Here is a 16,435-nt window from a genome sequence, read left to right on the forward strand (position 1 = left end):
GGTTGGGGCGGGCCCCGGGGGGGGGGGCCCGGGGGCGCGGGGCGGGGGGGGGGGGGGGGTTGTGGGGGGGGGGGGGGGGCCGGGGGGCGCCCCCCCCGCCGCCCGCGACGAGCCCGTCGCGCTCCAGGCGGGCCAGGGTGGTGTACACCTGCCCGACGTTGAGGGGCCAGGTGGAGCCGGTGCGGGATTCGAATTCGGTGCGCAGCTGGGAGCCGTAACGGGGGCCCCGTTCCAGCAGCGCCAGCAGGCCGTGGCGGATCGACATACTCAGTATGTATACACGGGCATACCGAGTATGTATACCGAGTATGGTCGTGGCCCGCCGGGGTTACCGGCTCCGTCGCAGCCGGACGCCCATGTACCCCAGACCCATGCCCATGAGGGCCAGGCCGGTGCCCAGGGGGAGCAGATGGGCCGCCAGGTCGGCGATCCGCTCGTTCGGCTCGGTTCCCAGCGCCGAGGGCGGGGCGGTGCCGCTCGGCGAGGGGCTCGGCGGGCTGGCGGGACGTTGGTTCGCGGGGTGCTCGCGCTCCGGGCGCGGAGGCGGCCGGACCGGGTGCAGGGGCCGGGAGGCCGAGGTGAGTCCGGGGTCGGCCGGCGCGTCCGCGGGCCTGCCCGGGTGCTCCCGTCCGACCCCTCCGGCGCTCCCCGCGAGCTCCTCGTAGGCCTCTTCGGGGACCTCCTCGTCCGCTGCGGGCGCCAGGGGCTGGGGGGCCCGGGCGGCGGCGGAGGGGGCGTGGTGGGCCCGTACCGCCGCGGCGGGGGTGCGGTCGGGGGCCGTGCCCACGGGTGCGGTGGTCAGCAGCGCGGCGGCCAGCGCGGCTCCGGCCGTCCGGTGCGGAACGCGGAGGCGTCGTCTCACGGGGTGCCCCTCCCGTTCCGTGCGGCCGGGACGCCGGGGATCCGAGGCGCCGCACTCAGATTGGCACAGGGGGACAAAACGGGCACCCCGGGACACCCGTCAGGGTGCCCCGGGGTGCCCGGGCGTCAGAGCGCCGTCGGCTACGACGGATTGCCGGTCGAGACGACCAGTGTGAACTCCGTGCCCTCCTTGGCCACGTCGGTCCCGGACTCGGGCAGCTGTTCCAGCACCGTGTCCTGGCCGTAGACGGTCTCGTCGCGCTCCGTGATCTTGTACCTCCAGCCGGCCGCCTGGATGCACTGCTTGATCGACATCAGGTTCTTGTACCGGAAGTCCGGGGCCACGACCTTCGTCGCGTCCTTGTAGGACTTCGTCGGGCTCTTGCACTTCTCCACGTCGATCGTGCGCGAGGTGTCCGGCCCCTTGTGCCCCGCCTTGGCCGAGGCCGACGCCGAGGCGGCCGTCGAGGCGGAGGGGCCTGCCGTGTTGGTGTTGTCGTCGTCGCCGCCCATGTTCAGCACGGCGATGAGCCCGCCGATGGCCAGCAGGGCCACCGCGATCGCGCCGACCACCACCGGCGTGTTCTTCTTCCCGCCGCCCGAGGAGGCCGACGGAGCTGGCGTCTGGCTGGGCGAGATGGTGAACGGCGGCGGGGTCTGCGGCGCGTACTGCTGCTGAGGCGCCTGCGCCGTCTGGGGGTACGCGTAGCCGCCCGGCTGCTGCTGCGTGGGCGCCGGCTGGGCGTACGGGGACGGGGGCGGGGTCTGCGGGGCCTGGTACGGCTGCTGGAGGGCGTGCGGCGGCGGCGCCTGGAAGCCCGCGTCCACCGGCGGGAACACCGTCGAGCCGACGCCCGCGCCGCTGCCGCCCGTGGCCGCGCCCGGGACGATGGCCGGGGCGCCGGCGTGCCCGGCCGACATGATCCGCATGATCTCGTCCCGCATGGCCGCGGCCGTCGGGAAGCGCTCGTTCGGGTTCTTCTTCAGCGCCCGCGCCACCAGCGCGTCCATCGCCGGGGTGAGGGAGCGGTTGATGGAGGACGGGGCCACCGGCTCCTCCTGGACGTGCGCGTACGCGATCGCCAGCGGGGAGTCGGCATCGAAGGGGATACGGCCCGTCAGCAGCTGGAACAGCATGATGCCGACCGAGTACAGGTCGGAGCGGGCGTCCACGCCGCGCCCCAGGGCCTGCTCCGGCGACAGGTACTGCGGGGTGCCGACGACCATGCCGGTCTGCGTCATCGAGGTGACCCCCGACTGCATGGCCCGGGCGATGCCGAAGTCCATGACCTTGACCACGCCGCGCTTGGTCATCATCACGTTGCCCGGCTTGATGTCGCGGTGGACCAGGCCCATCTCGTGGCTGGTCTCCAGCGCGGCCAGCACGTCGGCCGTCACCTTCAGGGCCTTGTCCGCCGGCATGGCGCCGTACTGGCGTACGTCCGCGTCGAGGACCGAGCCGAGCGGCTGGCCCTCGACGTACTCCATGACGATGTACGGCATGACCGCCTCGTCGCCGCCGCCGGCACCGAAGGTGACGGTTCCCTCGCCCGTGTCGAAGACCGAGACGATGTTGGTGTGCGACAGTTTCGCAACAGCCTGCGCCTCGCGCCGGAACCGCTCGCGGAAGGACGCCTCGCGCCCCAGCTCGCTGTGGAGCGTCTTGATGGCGACCTGGCGGTCGAGCGCGGAGTCGTACGCGAGGTAGACCGAGGCCATGCCCCCCTCGCCCAGCAAATCCCTTAGCTGGTAACGGCCACCGGCCAGGGAGCCGCCTGCGTACCGGCCCTGTGTGCCGTCCTGGCTCATGACTGTTGCTTCCCCTCGGGCTGTGTTGCTACGCGTCTGGCTGAGCGCATGTCGCGCCCAGTCTGCCGGAGGGCAAGCACACGTCAAGCCGGTGCCCGCTGCGTGACCGCGGGCCTACGCGGTGTCTGTAGCCGAACGGTGACGGGTTCAGAGGCTGTAGCGTTCACCGGAGCACCCGAAGAGGCCCACCGCTAGAGCGGACGAGAGAGACGACGGCGAGGACTGATGGCACCCGAACCCGAGGGAAACGGCGCCGGGATGGCCGACGGTCCTGAGCACTGGGGCGCGGGCGGCCTCGTGGGGGACGGCCGCTACCGGCTGACCCACCGCCTGGGCCGCGGCGGCATGGCCGAGGTCTTCGCGGCCGAGGACGTCCGGCTGGGCCGCACCGTGGCCGTGAAGCTGCTCCGTGCCGACCTGGCCGAGGACCCGGTCTCCAAGGCCCGCTTCACCCGTGAGGCACAGTCCGTGGCCGGCCTCAACCACCACGCCGTGGTCGCCGTCTACGACTCGGGCGAGGACCGGGTCGGCCCGAACGTGGTCCCGTACATCGTGATGGAGCTGGTCGAGGGCCGCACCATCCGCGAGCTGCTGCTCAGCGCCGAGGCCCCGGGGCCCGAGCAGGCGCTCATCATCGTTTCGGGCGTCCTGGAGGCGCTGGCCTACTCGCACCAGCACGGCATCGTGCACCGCGACATCAAGCCCGCCAACGTGATCATCACCAACACTGGCGCGGTGAAGGTGATGGACTTCGGCATCGCCCGCGCCCTGCACGGCGCGCAGTCCACGATGACCCAGACCGGCATGGTCATGGGCACCCCGCAGTACCTGTCGCCGGAACAGGCCCTCGGCAAGGCCGTGGACCACCGCAGCGACCTGTACGCGACCGGCTGCCTGCTCTACGAACTGCTCGCGCTGCGGCCCCCCTTCACGGGCGAGACCCCGCTGTCGGTGGTCTACCAGCACGTCCAGGACGCCCCCGTCCCGCCCTCGCAGCTGCCCGAGGGGCACCACATCCCGCAGGAGCTCGACGGCCTCGTCATGCGGTCCCTCGCCAAGGACCCCGACGACCGGTTCCAGAGCGCCGAGGAGATGCGCGGGCTGGTCCAGTACGCGCTCCAGATGCTCCAGGACCAGGGCCCGAACACCGGCACCTGGAACACCGGCCCGGTCGGCATGGCGCTCCCGCACGGTCAGCCGGGCGGCGCGAACACCTCGGTGATGCCGGCGGCCCCGGGCGGCGGCCCCCGCCCCGGATACCCCTCGCACGCCACGACCTCGCAGTTCCAGCAGCCGATGGTGCCCCCGCTGAACCCGGACGACGGCACGGCCTTCCCCGGCGGCGGCCACGGCGGCGCACCCGGCGGCCACGGCGGGTACGACGGCTATGACGGCTACGACTACGACAACCGCTCGGGCGGCGGGAAGTGGAGGGTCTGGCTCTTCGTCCTGCTCGCGGTGCTGGCCATCGCCGGCGGTGCCGCGTACGCGATCAAGACCGGCAGCCTCGGCGCGGGCGGCGGGAACAAGCCCAAGACCAGCGTGACCACCCCCGGCCCCGGACAGAGCAGCGCGGGCTCGCAGGAGACCCCGCAGACCTCTCCGAGCCCCGAGACGGGCCGTTCGCACGACGAGGACACCTTCACGCCCGCCCCGAGCCGCACCAAGTACACGCCGAGCACGACCCCGTCGGCGTCCCAGGGTGGATCGTCCTCGCCGGAGACCAAGAACCCGACGACCCCGCCGCCGAAGACCACCCCGGTGGAGCCGCCCACGAAGAACCCGACGCCGCCCAGCGGGGGCGGCGGCAGCCCGGCGGGCGCCGAGGCCGCCGATTAGCGGAGCACACGGGCGGAGGCCCGGCGGAATTCCCATTCCGCCGGGCCTCTTTCCTCTTCCGCTCCCGCTTTTCCCGCGTCAGAGGGCGTGCTGATGGCACCGGTCGGACCGGTCGGCATTTCCCGCCCCGAGGGTGTGCACGGTGACGAGCTGCGGTTCGATGCGCATGTAGACCGGGTCGAAGACCTGACCGTCCACGAAATGCGGCCCCGGACCGAATAGTTCCAGCTCCGCCGTGGTCGGCTCGGCGAGCTGCGCCGTGCCCGTGACCTGCACCGACCACAGCCGGGAGGCCCCCGAATTGACGTTGTCGGCGCCGTACGAGACCACGCTCCCGTTACAGGCGCGGTGATAGCCGAAACCGGCGTGCATTCTCAGGACGATCCGGCCGCCCACCACGATGTGGCGGGCGACGGCGAGGAAGGGAAGCGCGCGCATGCTGGTGGCGACCCGGCCGTACGGGACGCGGCGCAGCATTTCGACGGACTGCATTTCCTCCGGTGACATGGGACCACTCTCGGGTCCCGACAGCCGTCCGGGGAAGAGGAGCCCGCCCCCAGGACGAAGGACGTTGGTCCCGCGTCGAACGGTGTGCCCCGGGGCATCACGCGGCGACGCGGCGTCACGTCCGAAGGCCGCCCGGGGGCCGGCCGCGTCCACTCGGGTCCTCCTCGGGACCCGCTCGAACGGGGTTGCGTCCCGCTCGGCGCGGGGTCGAGCGGGCCTGGTGCGGCCTCGCGGCGGGGTCGAGCGTGCCTGGTGCGGCCTCCGGGGCCGGGTGGAGCCGTACGGGGCCGCGGGTCAGCGCTTCTGCGCCTGCAGCCGCGCCACGTAGGCGGCGGCCTGGGAACGGCGCTCCATCCCCAGCTTCGACAGCAGGCTGGAGACGTAGTTCTTGATGGTCTTCTCGGCCAGGTGCAGCCGCTCGCCGATGACCCGGTTCGTCAGGCCCTCGCCGATCAGGTCGAGGATCTTGCGCTCCTGCTCGGTGAGGTTCGCGAGCCGGTCGTCGCCCTTGCCGTTCTTGCCGTCGCGCAGCCGCTCCAGCACCCGCGCGGTCGCCACCGGGTCCAGCAGCGACTTGCCGGCGGCCACGTCCCGCACCGCGCTGAGCAGCTCGTTCCCCCGGATGGCCTTGAGCACGTAGCCGGAGGCACCCGCCATGATGGCGTCGAACAGGGCCTCGTCGTCGGCGAACGAGGTGAGCATCAGGCACTTGATGTCATCGTCCTGCGAACGGACCTCGCGGCACACCTCGACCCCGCTGCCGTCGGGCAGGCGCACGTCCAGGACGGCCACGTCGGGGCGGGTCGCCGGGATGCGGACCAGGGCGTCCGCGGCGGTACCGGCCTCGCCGACGATCTCGATGTCCTCTTCGACCGACAAAAGCTCATGAACACCCCGACGTACTACTTCGTGGTCGTCCAGGAGAAATACCTTGATTTTTCCGTTTTCGCGCACAAGCTCATCTTCACACACTCGCCTCTTCCCTGGCGGAGTTACCCGGGATAACGTGCCGTTGTTCCGGCCGCCTGCAAGGCTGTGACCAGTGGTTGTTCCCGCAGCGGCCGATTTACTTGGATATCCAAGCAAAATCGCAGGTCAAACGGGGTTTCGCAGTTATGCGTCGCACTGGGTAACGTGCTGTGCGCAGGGCACTCGCCGGGGCACCTGTCACGCCTGAATCCGAATCGCGCCGTGCACCCACCCCGTGTGCGGGTACGGATACAGGTGAGCCGCACTGGTCCCCGGAGAACCCGGGTGCCGGACCGACGGAGGAGCACACGTGACCGTGGAGAGCACTGCCGCGCGCAAGCCGCGACGCAGCAGCGGCACCAAGCGGGCGGCAGGCGCGGCGAGCGCCCGCAAGACCGCCGCTGCCACCGCACAGCCGCACGACGCCGAGCCTCAGCTCGTACAACTGCTGACGCCCGAGGGTGAACGGGTCGAGGTCGACAACCACCCCGACGTGGCGGAATTCGCGGCCTTCGTCGCGGACATCACCACCGATGACCTGCGCGGTCTCTACCGCGACATGGTCCTCACCCGCCGCTTCGACGGCGAGGCGACCGCCCTCCAGCGCCAGGGCGAGCTCGGCCTGTGGGCCTCGCTGCTGGGCCAGGAGGCCGCCCAGATCGGCTCCGGCCGGGCGCTCCGCGACGACGACTACGTCTTCCCGACCTACCGCGAGCACGGCGTGGCCTGGTGCCGGGGCGTCGACCCGACGAACCTGCTCGGCATGTTCCGCGGCGTGAACCACGGCGGCTGGGACCCGAACACCAACAACTTCCACCTCTACACGATCGTCATCGGCTCGCAGACGCTGCACGCGACCGGTTACGCCATGGGTGTGGCCAAGGACGGCGCCGACTCCGCCGTCATCGCCTACTTCGGCGACGGCGCCTCCAGCCAGGGCGACGTGATGGAGGCCTTCAACTTCTCCGCCGTCTACAACTCCCCCGTGGTGTTCTTCTGCCAGAACAACCAGTGGGCGATCTCCGAGCCGACCGAGCGCCAGATGCGCGTGCCGCTCTACCAGCGCGCCCAGGGCTTCGGCTTCCCCGGCATCCGCGTCGACGGCAACGACGTCCTGGCCTGCCTCGCGGTCACCCGCTGGGCGCTGGACCGCGCCCGCCGCGGCGAGGGCCCGGCCCTGATCGAGGCGTTCACGTACCGCATGGGCGCCCACACCACCTCCGACGACCCGACGAAGTACCGCGCGGACGAGGAGACGGCCGCCTGGGAGGCGAAGGACCCGATCCTGCGCCTGAAGGCCCACCTGCTGGCCTCCGGCGGCGCCGACGAGGCGTTCTTCGAGGAGCTGGAGGCGGAGAGCGAGGCCCTCGGCAAGCGGGTCCGCGAGGTCGTGCGCGCCATGCCCGACCCCGACACCATGGCGATCTTCGAGAACGTCTACGCGGACGGGCACGCGCTCGTCGACGAGGAGCGCGCCCAGTTCGCGGCCTACCTCGCTTCCTTCGAGCCGGCCGAGGAGGGTCACTGATGGCTGCCCTGAAGATGTCGATCGCGAAGGCGCTCAACGAGTCCCTGCGCAAGGCCATGGAGACCGACCCCAAGGTCCTGATCATGGGTGAGGACGTCGGCAAGCTGGGCGGTGTCTTCCGCATCACCGACGGGCTCCAGAAGGACTTCGGCGAGGAGCGGGTCATCGACACCCCGCTGGCCGAGTCGGGCATCGTCGGCACCGCCATCGGCCTGGCCCTGCGCGGCTACCGGCCGGTCGTGGAGATCCAGTTCGACGGGTTCGTCTTCCCCGCGTACGACCAGATCGTCACGCAGCTGGCGAAGATGCACGCGCGCGCCCTCGGCAAGATCAAGCTGCCGGTCGTCGTCCGCATCCCCTACGGCGGCGCCATCGGCGCGGTCGAGCACCACAGCGAGTCCCCCGAGGCGCTGTTCGCGCACGTCCCGGGCCTGAAGGTGGTCTCCCCGTCCAACGCCGCCGACGCGTACTGGATGCTCCAGCAGGCCATCCTCAGCGACGACCCGGTGATCTTCTTCGAGCCGAAGCGCCGCTACTGGGACAAGGGCGACGTCGACGTCGACGCCATCCCGGGCGAGCTCCACAAGGCGCGGGTGGTCCGCGAGGGCGCCGACCTGACCCTGGCCGCGTACGGCCCGATGGTGAAGGTCTGCCTGGAGGCGGCCGCCGCGGCCGCCGAGGAGGGCAAGTCGGTCGAGGTCCTGGATCTGCGCTCGATGTCCCCGATCGACTTCGACGGGATCCAGGCGTCGGTGGAGAAGACCCGCCGGCTGGTCGTGGTCCACGAGGCCCCGGTCTTCCTCGGCACCGGCTCCGAGATCGCCGCCCGCATCACGGAGCGGTGCTTCTACCACCTGGAGGCCCCGGTGCTGCGCGTCGGCGGCTTCCACGCCCCGTACCCCCCGGCCCGCCTGGAGGACGAGTACCTGCCGGGCCTGGACCGCGTGCTCGACGCCGTCGACCGCTCGCTGGCGTTCTGAGGAGAGCCGCGTCATGACGATCCGCGAATTCAAGATGCCCGACGTGGGCGAGGGCCTGACCGAGGCCGAGATCCTCAAGTGGTACGTCCAGCCGGGTGACACGGTCACCGACGGCCAGGTCGTCTGCGAGGTCGAGACGGCGAAGGCCGCCGTCGAGCTGCCGATCCCCTTCGACGGAGTGGTGCACGCGCTGCTCTTCGAAGAGGGCGTGACGGTCGACGTGGGCCAGGTCATCATCTCCGTCCAGACCGGCGGGGCCGACGCCGCGGAGGCCCCCGCGGCCGCCGCCGCCACTCCGGCGGCCGCCGAGGCCGCCGAGGAGGCGGCTCCCGAGGGCCGCCAGCCCGTGCTGGTGGGCTACGGGGTCTCCCAGGCCTCGACGAAGCGCCGCCCGCGCAAGGCGGGGGCCGGAGCCCCGGCGTCCGCCGTCGCGGCGCCGACGGCCCCGGCCGCGCTCCCGGCGCAGTCGGCCGGCCCGGTCGCGCAGGCCGCCCCGGCCGCCAACGGCACGGCGCAGCCGGCCGCCGAGCGGCCGCTGGCCAAGCCGCCCGTGCGCAAGCTCGCCAAGGACCTCGGCATCGACCTGGCCTCGGTGGTCCCCACCGGTGACGGCGGTGTCGTGACCCGCGAGGACGTGCACGCCGCCGCCGCGGCCGCGCTCGCCCCGCAGGCCCCCGCCGTCCAGGCCCCGGCGGCCCCCGCCGCGGCTCCCGCGCCCGCCGCGGTGCCCGCCGCCGAGCCGGTCCCGGCCGTCGCCGTGGCGCCGGGCGCGCGGGAGACCCGCATCCCGGTCAAGGGCGTCCGCAAGGTCACCGCCCAGGCCATGGTCAACTCCGCCTTCACCGCGCCGCACGTCACCGAGTTCATCACCCTCGACGTGACCCGGACGATGAAGCTGGTCCAGGAGCTCAAGGACGACCCGGACCTCGCGGGGCTCCGGATCAACCCGCTGCTCCTGATCGCCAAGGCGGTCCTCGTCGCCATCCGCCGCAACCCGGACGTCAACGCGTCCTGGGACGAGGCGGCCCAGGAGATCGTGCTCAAGCACTACGTCAACCTGGGGATCGCGGCGGCCACCCCGCGCGGCCTGATCGTCCCGAACATCAAGGACGCCCACGCCAAGACCCTGGCGGAGCTGTCGACCTCGCTGTCGGACCTGGTGGCCACGGCCCGCGAGGGCAAGACCTCCCCGGCCGACATGCAGAACGGCACCATCACCATCACCAACGTCGGCGTCTTCGGCGTCGACACCGGGACGCCCATCCTGAACCCCGGCGAGTCCGCGATCCTCGCGGTCGGCGCGATCAAGCTCCAGCCGTGGGTCCACAAGGGCAAGGTCAAGCCGCGCCAGGTCACCACCCTCGCGCTGTCGTTCGACCACCGTCTGATCGACGGCGAGCTGGGCTCCAAGTTCCTCGCGGACATCGCCGCGGTACTGGAGCACCCGCGCCGGCTGGTCACCTGGTCGTAGCCGCTCCGGCGGCCGACGCCCCCCGATGGCCGGTCCCCCCTCGCGGGAGGGCCGGCCATCGGCGTTCCGGCACGGGAAATCCGCTGGCCGGAGCCGCCGCCGAGGGGTGATCATCGCCGTGATGAGATTCCGCGCCGTCCTCGAAGACCCCGCCGCCCTCGACCGCGCCCTGGCCTACCCGGCCGACGGCCCCGTCGCCGCCCTCCCCGCCGACCGCGTCCGCGAGGAGTTCGCCGCTCACCGGCTGCGCCCCGAGTGGACCTGGTTCGCCGAGGACGCGGACGGGCGGGTGCTGGCCCGAGCCCTGTGGTGGGGGCGCGCCGACAGCGTGCGGCCGGTCGCCCTCGACTGCCTCCAGGTCCGCTCCTGCGTCGACGACCCGGCCGCCCTGGCCGCCGCTCTGCTGGGGGCCGGCCACGCCGCCTTCGGCACGCGCCCCGGCTACGACCTCTCCCTGCCCCGCGGCTGGCGCGCGGACCCCGCCCTCGCCGGGGCGGTCGCCTGGCGCCGGGAGGCCGCCGCGCGGGCCGGCCTGACCCGGGGGATCGAGCGCCTGCGCTACGAGTGGACCCCGGCCGCCGGTACCGCCGCACCCGCCGGCGGGCTCGTCTTCCGGGAGGGCACCGACGAGGAGTTCCTCGACGCCTTCGTCCGGCTCTCGCGCGGCAGCCTCGATCTGGCCACCCGCTACGAGCTGGAGACGACGGACGAGGAGGAACTCGCCCGCGCGGACCTCGCCTTCTACCGCGACTGCCCGGGCGAGCGCTCCTGGTGGCGGCTCGCCCACCTCCCCGACGGCACCCTCGCGGGGATGGCGATCCCCTCGGCGACCCCGTACCACCGCAACGTCGGCTACCTGGGCGTGGTCCCCGAGCAGCGCGGCAAGGGGCTGATCGACGAGGTCCTCGCCGAGATCACCCGCTTCCACGCGGCCGCGGGCGCCGAGCGGATCACCGCGACCACCGACACCGTCAACCTCCCGATGGCCGCGGCCTTCGACCGGGCCGGCTACGAGGTCACCGGGATCCGTCTCGTCCTGGAGGCCCCGCCGGCCGGCCGGGGCGGGTAGCCTCCCGGCCATGCCCATCGCCGAGTTGCAGGTGTGTTCCGTGGAGGAGGCCGACGTCACCGGAGGGGTGTGCCTCGTGCGCTGCGTCGGCGGCACCGCCCGGGCAGGGCAGGTGTACGCGGCGGGGGAGGCGCGGGTCTGGCTGCGCGGGGCGGAGCGGTCCGGGCGCGCGGTCGACACCTTCGGCGCCGGCCACACCGCCCGGGTCCGCCTCGCCGGGGCGGTGGTCGCGCTGCTCAGCCGGGGCCAGGTGCTGACCTCCGTACCGCCCGACGGGCACGGGCTCGCGGAACTGGAGGCCTGGCTGGCCACGGGCCCTCCGCTCGGGGACGAGCCCCTGCCGCGGGCCCTGCGCGCCCTCGCGGTCGGCGGGATGCAGGACGAGCGGCTGGCGGACGCGGTCCGGCTGCGCTGGGGCCGGGTGGCGCAGGCGGCGGCGTACCGCTGCGCGGCGGCCGAGGGGGCGTCCGAGCTGGTGCGGGGGATCGAGCTGGCCTTCGTACGGGCCTACCTGCTGCGGGAGTTCGGGCCCGGCCGGGGCGGCGACCCGGCCGCCCTGGGCCGGGAGGCGCTCGCGCTGATCGACCTCACCCCGGCGGAGGCGGCCGCGTGGGCCCGGGTGTGGCGCGAGCTGCCCCGGGAGCGGATCGTGCACCTGCGGCTGATCAGGAACCTCCTGCGGTGGGCGGGCGCCGCCCGGCCGTACCTGGCCCCCGGCGATCCGCTGGCGGTGGCGCTGGAGACCTGGTCACAGGTGGGCCGCCGGCTGCCGTGAGGGGGTGTCAGCCGGCCCGGTAGGCGCGCAGGAAGGCGGCGACGCCGCCCCGGACGAGGCGGTCGGTCCGGGCCTCCGACAGCGGCAGGACCCCGTAGTGGGACAGTTGCGCGACGGAGGTGGAGGACAGGGCCGTGAAGTGCCCGCCGGCCAGCTCCGGATCGCCGTGCAGGTCGAGCAGCCCGGCCTTCTCCAGGCCCGTCAGGGCATCGGCGAGGGCGTCGGCGACCGGGCCGGGACCCGCCGCCTTCCAGGCGGCCAGCACCTCGGGCGGCACGTGGTCGGCCTCGGCGTGGATGTGGCGCACGAGGGCGAAGTGGTCGGGGTGCTCCACCATCACGTCGATCAGCGCCCGGGCCAGTGCGGTCAGGTCCCGTTCCAGGTTGTCCGGGTGGGGCGGCCGCTCCGGGTCCACCAGGGCGCGCACGGTGGCCACATGGGCGTCGCGGACCTCGGCCGAGCTCCAGGTGACGACGGCCCGGAAGAGCTCCGACTTGCCGCCGGGGAAGTGGTTGTAGAGCGTGCGCGTCGAGACGCCGGCCGCGGCGGCGAGGGCGTCGACGGAGGCGCGCGCGTATCCCTCGCGGCCGAACACCGCGCAGGCGGCGCGCGCGATGGCGATCCGCTTGGCCTGCTTGCGGGGCGGGAGCGCGTCCGCCGTCCCCGCCGGCACCCCGCCCGGGGTCTCCTCCTCCATCACGCCTCCACCTTCTCCATCGCCGCTCAAGCAGTTCTCTACAACGACCGTTGTGCTTCTTACAACGCTCGTTGTAGTTTACCGGAGAGCCAGGGATACGAACCCACCATCCGGTCATCAGAGGGGGCCAGCCATGTCTGTCGCCGAAACCACCACCGCGGCACCGCTGCGCGTCGCCGTCATCATCGGCAGCGTTCGCGAGAACCGGCGGGGGCCCGCCGTCACCGAGTGGTTCCTGCGCGCCGCCGAGGGGTACACCGGCCTGGAGTTCGACGTGATCGACCTCGCCGACGTCACCCTCCCGCTCACCCTGCCCGACTGGGGCAGCTCCCCCGACGCCGAGACCGCCGCCGTGCTGGAGCGGGTCACCCCGCGCCTGGCCGACGCCGACGCGTACGTGGTCGTCACCCCCGAGTACAACCACAGCTACCCGGCCTCGGTGAAGAACCTCGTCGACTGGCACCGCCCGCAGTGGCAGGCCAAGCCCGTCGGCTTCGTCTCGTACGGCGGCGTCAGCGGCGGCCTGCGCGCCGTCGAGCAGCTCCGGCTGGTCTTCGCCGAGATGCACGCCGTGACGGTACGCGACTCCGTGAGCCTGCACGGCCCGTGGAACGGCCTCGGCCCGGACGGTGAGCCCCGCGAGACGGTGGTCGTCGACAGCGCCGTGAAGAACCTCCTGGGCCAGCTCGACTGGTGGGGCCGCGCCCTGCGCACGGCCCGGACGGTCCACCCGTACGAGGCCTGAGGGCCGTAGCGCGATGGCGACCGCACCCACCGCGGAGGACGCACCGGCGGCGTTAGGGGCCGCGCCCGGCCAGCTCGGGCGCATCCTCACCGTCGTGATCACCGGCGCCGTCATGTCGGTCCTCGACATGACGATCGTCAACGTGGCGCTCGGCAGGCTCTCCGAGTCCTTCGACGCCCCGCTGGAGACCATCCAGTGGACCGCCACCGCCTACACCCTCGCCCTGGCCGCCGTCATCCCCGCGGCGGCCTGGGCGATGGGGCGCGTCGGCGCCAAACGCACCTACCTCACCGCCCTGTCCCTGTTCACCCTCGGCTCCCTGCTCGCCGCCTGCGCGTGGAGCGCCGGCAGCCTGATCGCCTTCCGCGCCGTCCAGGGACTGGGCGGCGGGCTGCTGATGCCGGTCGGCATGACGATGGTGATGCGGGCCGCCGACCGCGACCGGCTCGGGCGGGCCATGGCCCTGCTGGGCCTGCCCGTGCTCGTCGGCCCGGTGGCCGGACCGATGCTGGGCGGCTGGCTGATCGACGCCGCCTCCTGGCAGTGGATCTTCCTGGTCAACCTGCCCGTCGGGGCGGCCGCCCTGATACTCGCGGCGAAGCTGCTGCGCCCGGATTCCCCCCCGGGCACGGCGCCTTCGCCGCGGCTCGACCTCCCGGGGCTGCTGAGCCTCTCCCCGGGCCTCGCGCTGCTGCTGTACGGGCTGTCCCGGGGCGGGGAGGGCGGCGACTTCGGCTCGGCCGGGGTGCTGCTCCCCCTGCTGGGCGGCGCCGTCCTCGTCGCGGCCTTCGTGCGGCGGGCACTGCGCGTCCCGGAGCCGCTGCTCGACCTGCGGCTCCTGCGCGACCGGACGTTCGCCGCCGCCATCGGCACGCTCGCGCCCTTCACCTGCGGCTACTTCGGCTCGATGCTGCTGGCACCGGTGTACTGGCAGCAGGCCCGCGGGCTGAGTGCGACCGCGGCGGGGCTGCTGGTGGCGCCGGTGGGCCTCGCGGTCGGGACCACGATGCAGATCGCCTCCCGCCGGGTGGACCGGGTGGCCCCGCGCCGCATGATCCCCGCCGGGGTGGCGGTGGCGGCGCTCGGCATGCTGCTCGCCGGCCTGCGGACCGGCGCCCCCGGGGTGCCGGCCTGGCAGGCGGTGGGGTCCCTGATGGTGATGGGCGTCGGCGCCGGGATGGTGCTGATGCCGACGATGACCACCGCCGGCCGGGACCTGCCCGCCGCCCGCATGGCGGCGGCGAGCACGGCCCTCAGCATCAACTCCCAGCTGTGTGCCTCGGTCGGCACGGCCCTGACCTCGGTGGTCCTCGGCGCGTCCGGCACCACCCCGGCCGGCTTCCGCACCGCGTACGCGGTGGCGGCGGCCCTGATCGCCCTGGCCCTGCTCCCGGCCCTGCGGCTGCCGGGAAACCGGCGGGGGTAGGGCGCGCTACGGGCGGCCCTTCTTCCGGAGCAGCCGCTCCAGGGCGGGGGTGAGGCGGGGGCGGTGTCCGGTGGCGGGCGCCGTCTGCCGGGCGGGAGCGGGGAGCGTCTTCGCGGGGGCGGGGAGCGTCACGTGGTCCGAGCCCCGGCCCGGGAGGGCCCGGACGCGCCCGACGGCGCTCGCCAGCAGCTCCGTGAACCAGATGTTCCGGTCGGGACCGGCGGTGATGTCGAAGGGCACCTTGTCGGCCCCGCCCGGGACCTCGTACTCGGTGATCGCACCGCTCTGGCTGACCCGGCCGATACGGCCCGACTGCTCGGTGTACCACATCGCGCCGTCCGGGCCGCGGGTGATGTCGTAGACCTGGTAGTCGGGGACGGGCACCGGGAAGAGTTCGATCGCACCGCGCGGGCCGATGCGCCCGACCGCGTTCAGCCCGCCGGCGGCGAACCAGATCCCGCCGGGCCCGGCCGCGATGCCGGAGGGGTAGGAGGAGTCGCTGCCCAGGGAGTACTCGGTGACCTGCCCGGCCAGGCTGATCCGGGCGATCTTGCCGGCGTACAGCTCGGTGAACCACAGGGAGCCGTCGGCCGCTGCGGCCATGGAGTAGGGGACGCTGTCCGGGGTGGGGACCGGGTACTCGGTCACCCTGCCGTCGGCCGTCATCCGTCCGATCGAGTTCGTCCCCGGCTCGGTGAACCACAGGGCGTGGTCGCCGCCGACCGCGATGCCCAGGGGGAGGCGGCCCGTGCCGGGCAGCGCGAACTCGGTGATCGCGCCCGTCGTCGTGATCCGGCCGATCCTGTCGGTGAACCCCTCGGTGAACCACAGGGCGCGGCCGGGGCCCTGGGTGATGCCCTGGGGGAAGCTGTCGGCGGTCGGCAGCGGGTACTCGGTGACGGCGCCGCCCGTCGTCACCCGGGCGATCCGGTTGGCCCCGGACTCGGCGACCCACAGGGCCCGGTCCGGGCCCGTCGTGATGCCCGCGGGGTAGCTGTCGGGGGTGGTGAGCGGGAACTCCTTCACCTCCCCCACCCGGGCCGCCCCGGCGTGGGCCGGGGCGGTGGCGGCGGTGAAGGCGAGCAGGGCTCCCAGGGAGGCGGTGAGCAGCGTGCGCAGGCGTCGTCGGATCTTCGGCGGGTACGGCATGGGCCGGGGTCCCTCTCGGGTGGGCGGCAGACGGGCGACACAGGGCGGAATATCAGATTCCGGTCCCGGTCCGGCCGCACAGCCCGCCCGGCTCGCCCGGGAACCGCCCGCCTGCCGTACCGCGGTGCCCGCCGGGCGGCCTACGCCTTGGCGGCGTTGCCGAGCACCTTGGACGGGGTGATCCGCAGCACGACCCGTACCGCCCCGTCGGCGGCGTTCCCGTACTCCTTGCCGGCGCCCGGCCCCAGGTACTCCTCGGCGATCCGGACGGCCACCGCCCGGCCGGTGTCCTCGCTGATGGTGGCGGTGCCGCGGATCTCGGCGTACAGGTAGGGGTTGGCCAGGTCGAACACGGTCAGCCCGACCCGCCCGTCGCGCGCCAGGTTCCGCTCCTTGCGGCGGCCGCGCTCCGTGGAGACCAGGACGTCGTCGCCGTCGCGGGTCACCCAGACCACGGAGCTCTGGGGGCTGCCGTCGGGGTTGAGGGTGGAGAGCACGGCGGGGTGGGGGAAGTCGAGCAGCTGTCGCACGGCGTCGTTCAGCACAATCGTCATGCGCAGAAGGCTAGTTCGTGCCCCGGGCCGTCCCGCCGGATCCGGGGAGGCCGGGC

The 16,435-nt window shown here is 73.5% G+C and carries 16 protein-coding genes; 8 read left to right on the forward strand and 8 right to left on the reverse strand.

The genetic code is table 11. The features are described from left to right. The 3 genes from WDV06_RS21635 to WDV06_RS21645 form a co-directional block, all read right to left on the reverse strand. Positions 1-265: PadR family transcriptional regulator (locus tag WDV06_RS21635; protein ID WP_395511414.1), on the reverse strand; the 265-nt coding region annotated here is incomplete at its 3' end. 63 nt (positions 266-328) lie between these two features. Next, complete coding sequence (locus WDV06_RS21640; RefSeq protein ID WP_395511415.1) at positions 329-862, reverse strand: hypothetical protein; 534 nt, start codon at positions 860-862, stop codon at positions 329-331. 140 nt (positions 863-1,002) lie between these two features. Beyond that, complete coding sequence (locus WDV06_RS21645) at positions 1,003-2,670, reverse strand: protein kinase domain-containing protein (protein ID WP_395511416.1); 1,668 nt, start codon at positions 2,668-2,670, stop codon at positions 1,003-1,005. 225 nt (positions 2,671-2,895) lie between these two features. Here WDV06_RS21645 and WDV06_RS21650 point away from each other — a divergent pair, with 225 nt between their 5' ends. Further along, positions 2,896-4,509, forward strand: coding sequence for a protein kinase domain-containing protein (locus tag WDV06_RS21650; RefSeq protein WP_395511417.1), 1,614 nt, complete (start codon positions 2,896-2,898; stop codon positions 4,507-4,509). 78 nt (positions 4,510-4,587) lie between these two features. Here the strand turns inward: WDV06_RS21650 and WDV06_RS21655 are convergent, their stop codons facing one another. Beyond that, complete coding sequence (locus WDV06_RS21655) at positions 4,588-5,016, reverse strand: pyridoxamine 5'-phosphate oxidase family protein (protein ID WP_395511418.1); 429 nt, start codon at positions 5,014-5,016, stop codon at positions 4,588-4,590. 294 nt (positions 5,017-5,310) lie between these two features. Beyond that, positions 5,311-5,970, reverse strand: a complete 660-nt coding sequence (locus tag WDV06_RS21660) for a response regulator (RefSeq protein ID WP_395511419.1) — start codon at positions 5,968-5,970, stop codon at positions 5,311-5,313. A 325-nt stretch (positions 5,971-6,295) separates the two neighbouring features. Between WDV06_RS21660 and pdhA the strand changes: the two genes are divergently transcribed. The 5 genes from pdhA (at position 6,296) to WDV06_RS21685 (ending at position 11,808) form a co-directional block, all read left to right on the forward strand. Next, complete coding sequence (gene pdhA / locus WDV06_RS21665) at positions 6,296-7,513, forward strand: pyruvate dehydrogenase (acetyl-transferring) E1 component subunit alpha (RefSeq protein WP_395511420.1); 1,218 nt, start codon at positions 6,296-6,298, stop codon at positions 7,511-7,513. After that, entirely contained in the window at positions 7,513-8,493 is a 981-nt protein-coding gene (locus WDV06_RS21670; protein WP_395511421.1) for an alpha-ketoacid dehydrogenase subunit beta, read from the forward strand. The genes pdhA and WDV06_RS21670 overlap by 1 nt, the downstream gene beginning before the upstream one ends. Before the next feature lie 13 nt (positions 8,494-8,506). After that, positions 8,507-9,964 carry a dihydrolipoamide acetyltransferase family protein gene (locus tag WDV06_RS21675; protein ID WP_395511422.1) on the forward strand — a complete coding sequence of 486 codons (1,458 nt, stop codon included), beginning with the start codon at positions 8,507-8,509 and terminating at the stop codon, positions 9,962-9,964. A gap of 121 nt (positions 9,965-10,085) precedes the next feature. Further along, positions 10,086-11,033, forward strand: coding sequence for a GNAT family N-acetyltransferase (locus WDV06_RS21680; RefSeq protein WP_395511423.1), 948 nt, complete (start codon positions 10,086-10,088; stop codon positions 11,031-11,033). Positions 11,034-11,043: 10 nt separating this feature from the next. Beyond that, positions 11,044-11,808: a hypothetical protein gene (locus tag WDV06_RS21685; RefSeq protein ID WP_395511424.1), complete on the forward strand. Its 765-nt coding sequence runs from the start codon at positions 11,044-11,046 to the stop codon at positions 11,806-11,808. Positions 11,809-11,815: 7 nt separating this feature from the next. Here WDV06_RS21685 and WDV06_RS21690 read toward each other — a convergent pair whose 3' ends face one another. Continuing rightward, positions 11,816-12,505 (reverse strand): TetR/AcrR family transcriptional regulator C-terminal domain-containing protein, encoded by a 690-nt coding sequence (locus WDV06_RS21690; protein WP_395511425.1) that lies wholly within the window; start codon positions 12,503-12,505, stop codon positions 11,816-11,818. A gap of 133 nt (positions 12,506-12,638) precedes the next feature. On the opposite strand from WDV06_RS21690, the gene WDV06_RS21695 reads away from it, so the two are divergent. Beyond that, positions 12,639-13,250 (forward strand): NADPH-dependent FMN reductase, encoded by a 612-nt coding sequence (locus WDV06_RS21695; protein ID WP_395511426.1) that lies wholly within the window; start codon positions 12,639-12,641, stop codon positions 13,248-13,250. A 13-nt stretch (positions 13,251-13,263) separates the two neighbouring features. Further along, positions 13,264-14,676 carry a DHA2 family efflux MFS transporter permease subunit gene (locus tag WDV06_RS21700; RefSeq protein ID WP_395511427.1) on the forward strand — a complete coding sequence of 471 codons (1,413 nt, stop codon included), beginning with the start codon at positions 13,264-13,266 and terminating at the stop codon, positions 14,674-14,676. A gap of 6 nt (positions 14,677-14,682) precedes the next feature. Here WDV06_RS21700 and WDV06_RS21705 read toward each other — a convergent pair whose 3' ends face one another. Both WDV06_RS21705 and WDV06_RS21710 read right to left on the reverse strand, forming a co-directional pair. Beyond that, positions 14,683-15,825: a Vgb family protein gene (locus WDV06_RS21705; protein WP_395511428.1), complete on the reverse strand. Its 1,143-nt coding sequence runs from the start codon at positions 15,823-15,825 to the stop codon at positions 14,683-14,685. A gap of 140 nt (positions 15,826-15,965) precedes the next feature. Then, positions 15,966-16,379, reverse strand: a complete 414-nt coding sequence (locus WDV06_RS21710) for a PPOX class F420-dependent oxidoreductase (protein ID WP_395511429.1) — start codon at positions 16,377-16,379, stop codon at positions 15,966-15,968. Positions 16,380-16,435 lie beyond the last annotated feature (56 nt).

Source organism: Streptomyces racemochromogenes, from assembly GCF_044129415.1.
Classification (GTDB): domain Bacteria; phylum Actinomycetota; class Actinomycetes; order Streptomycetales; family Streptomycetaceae; genus Streptomyces; species Streptomyces racemochromogenes_A.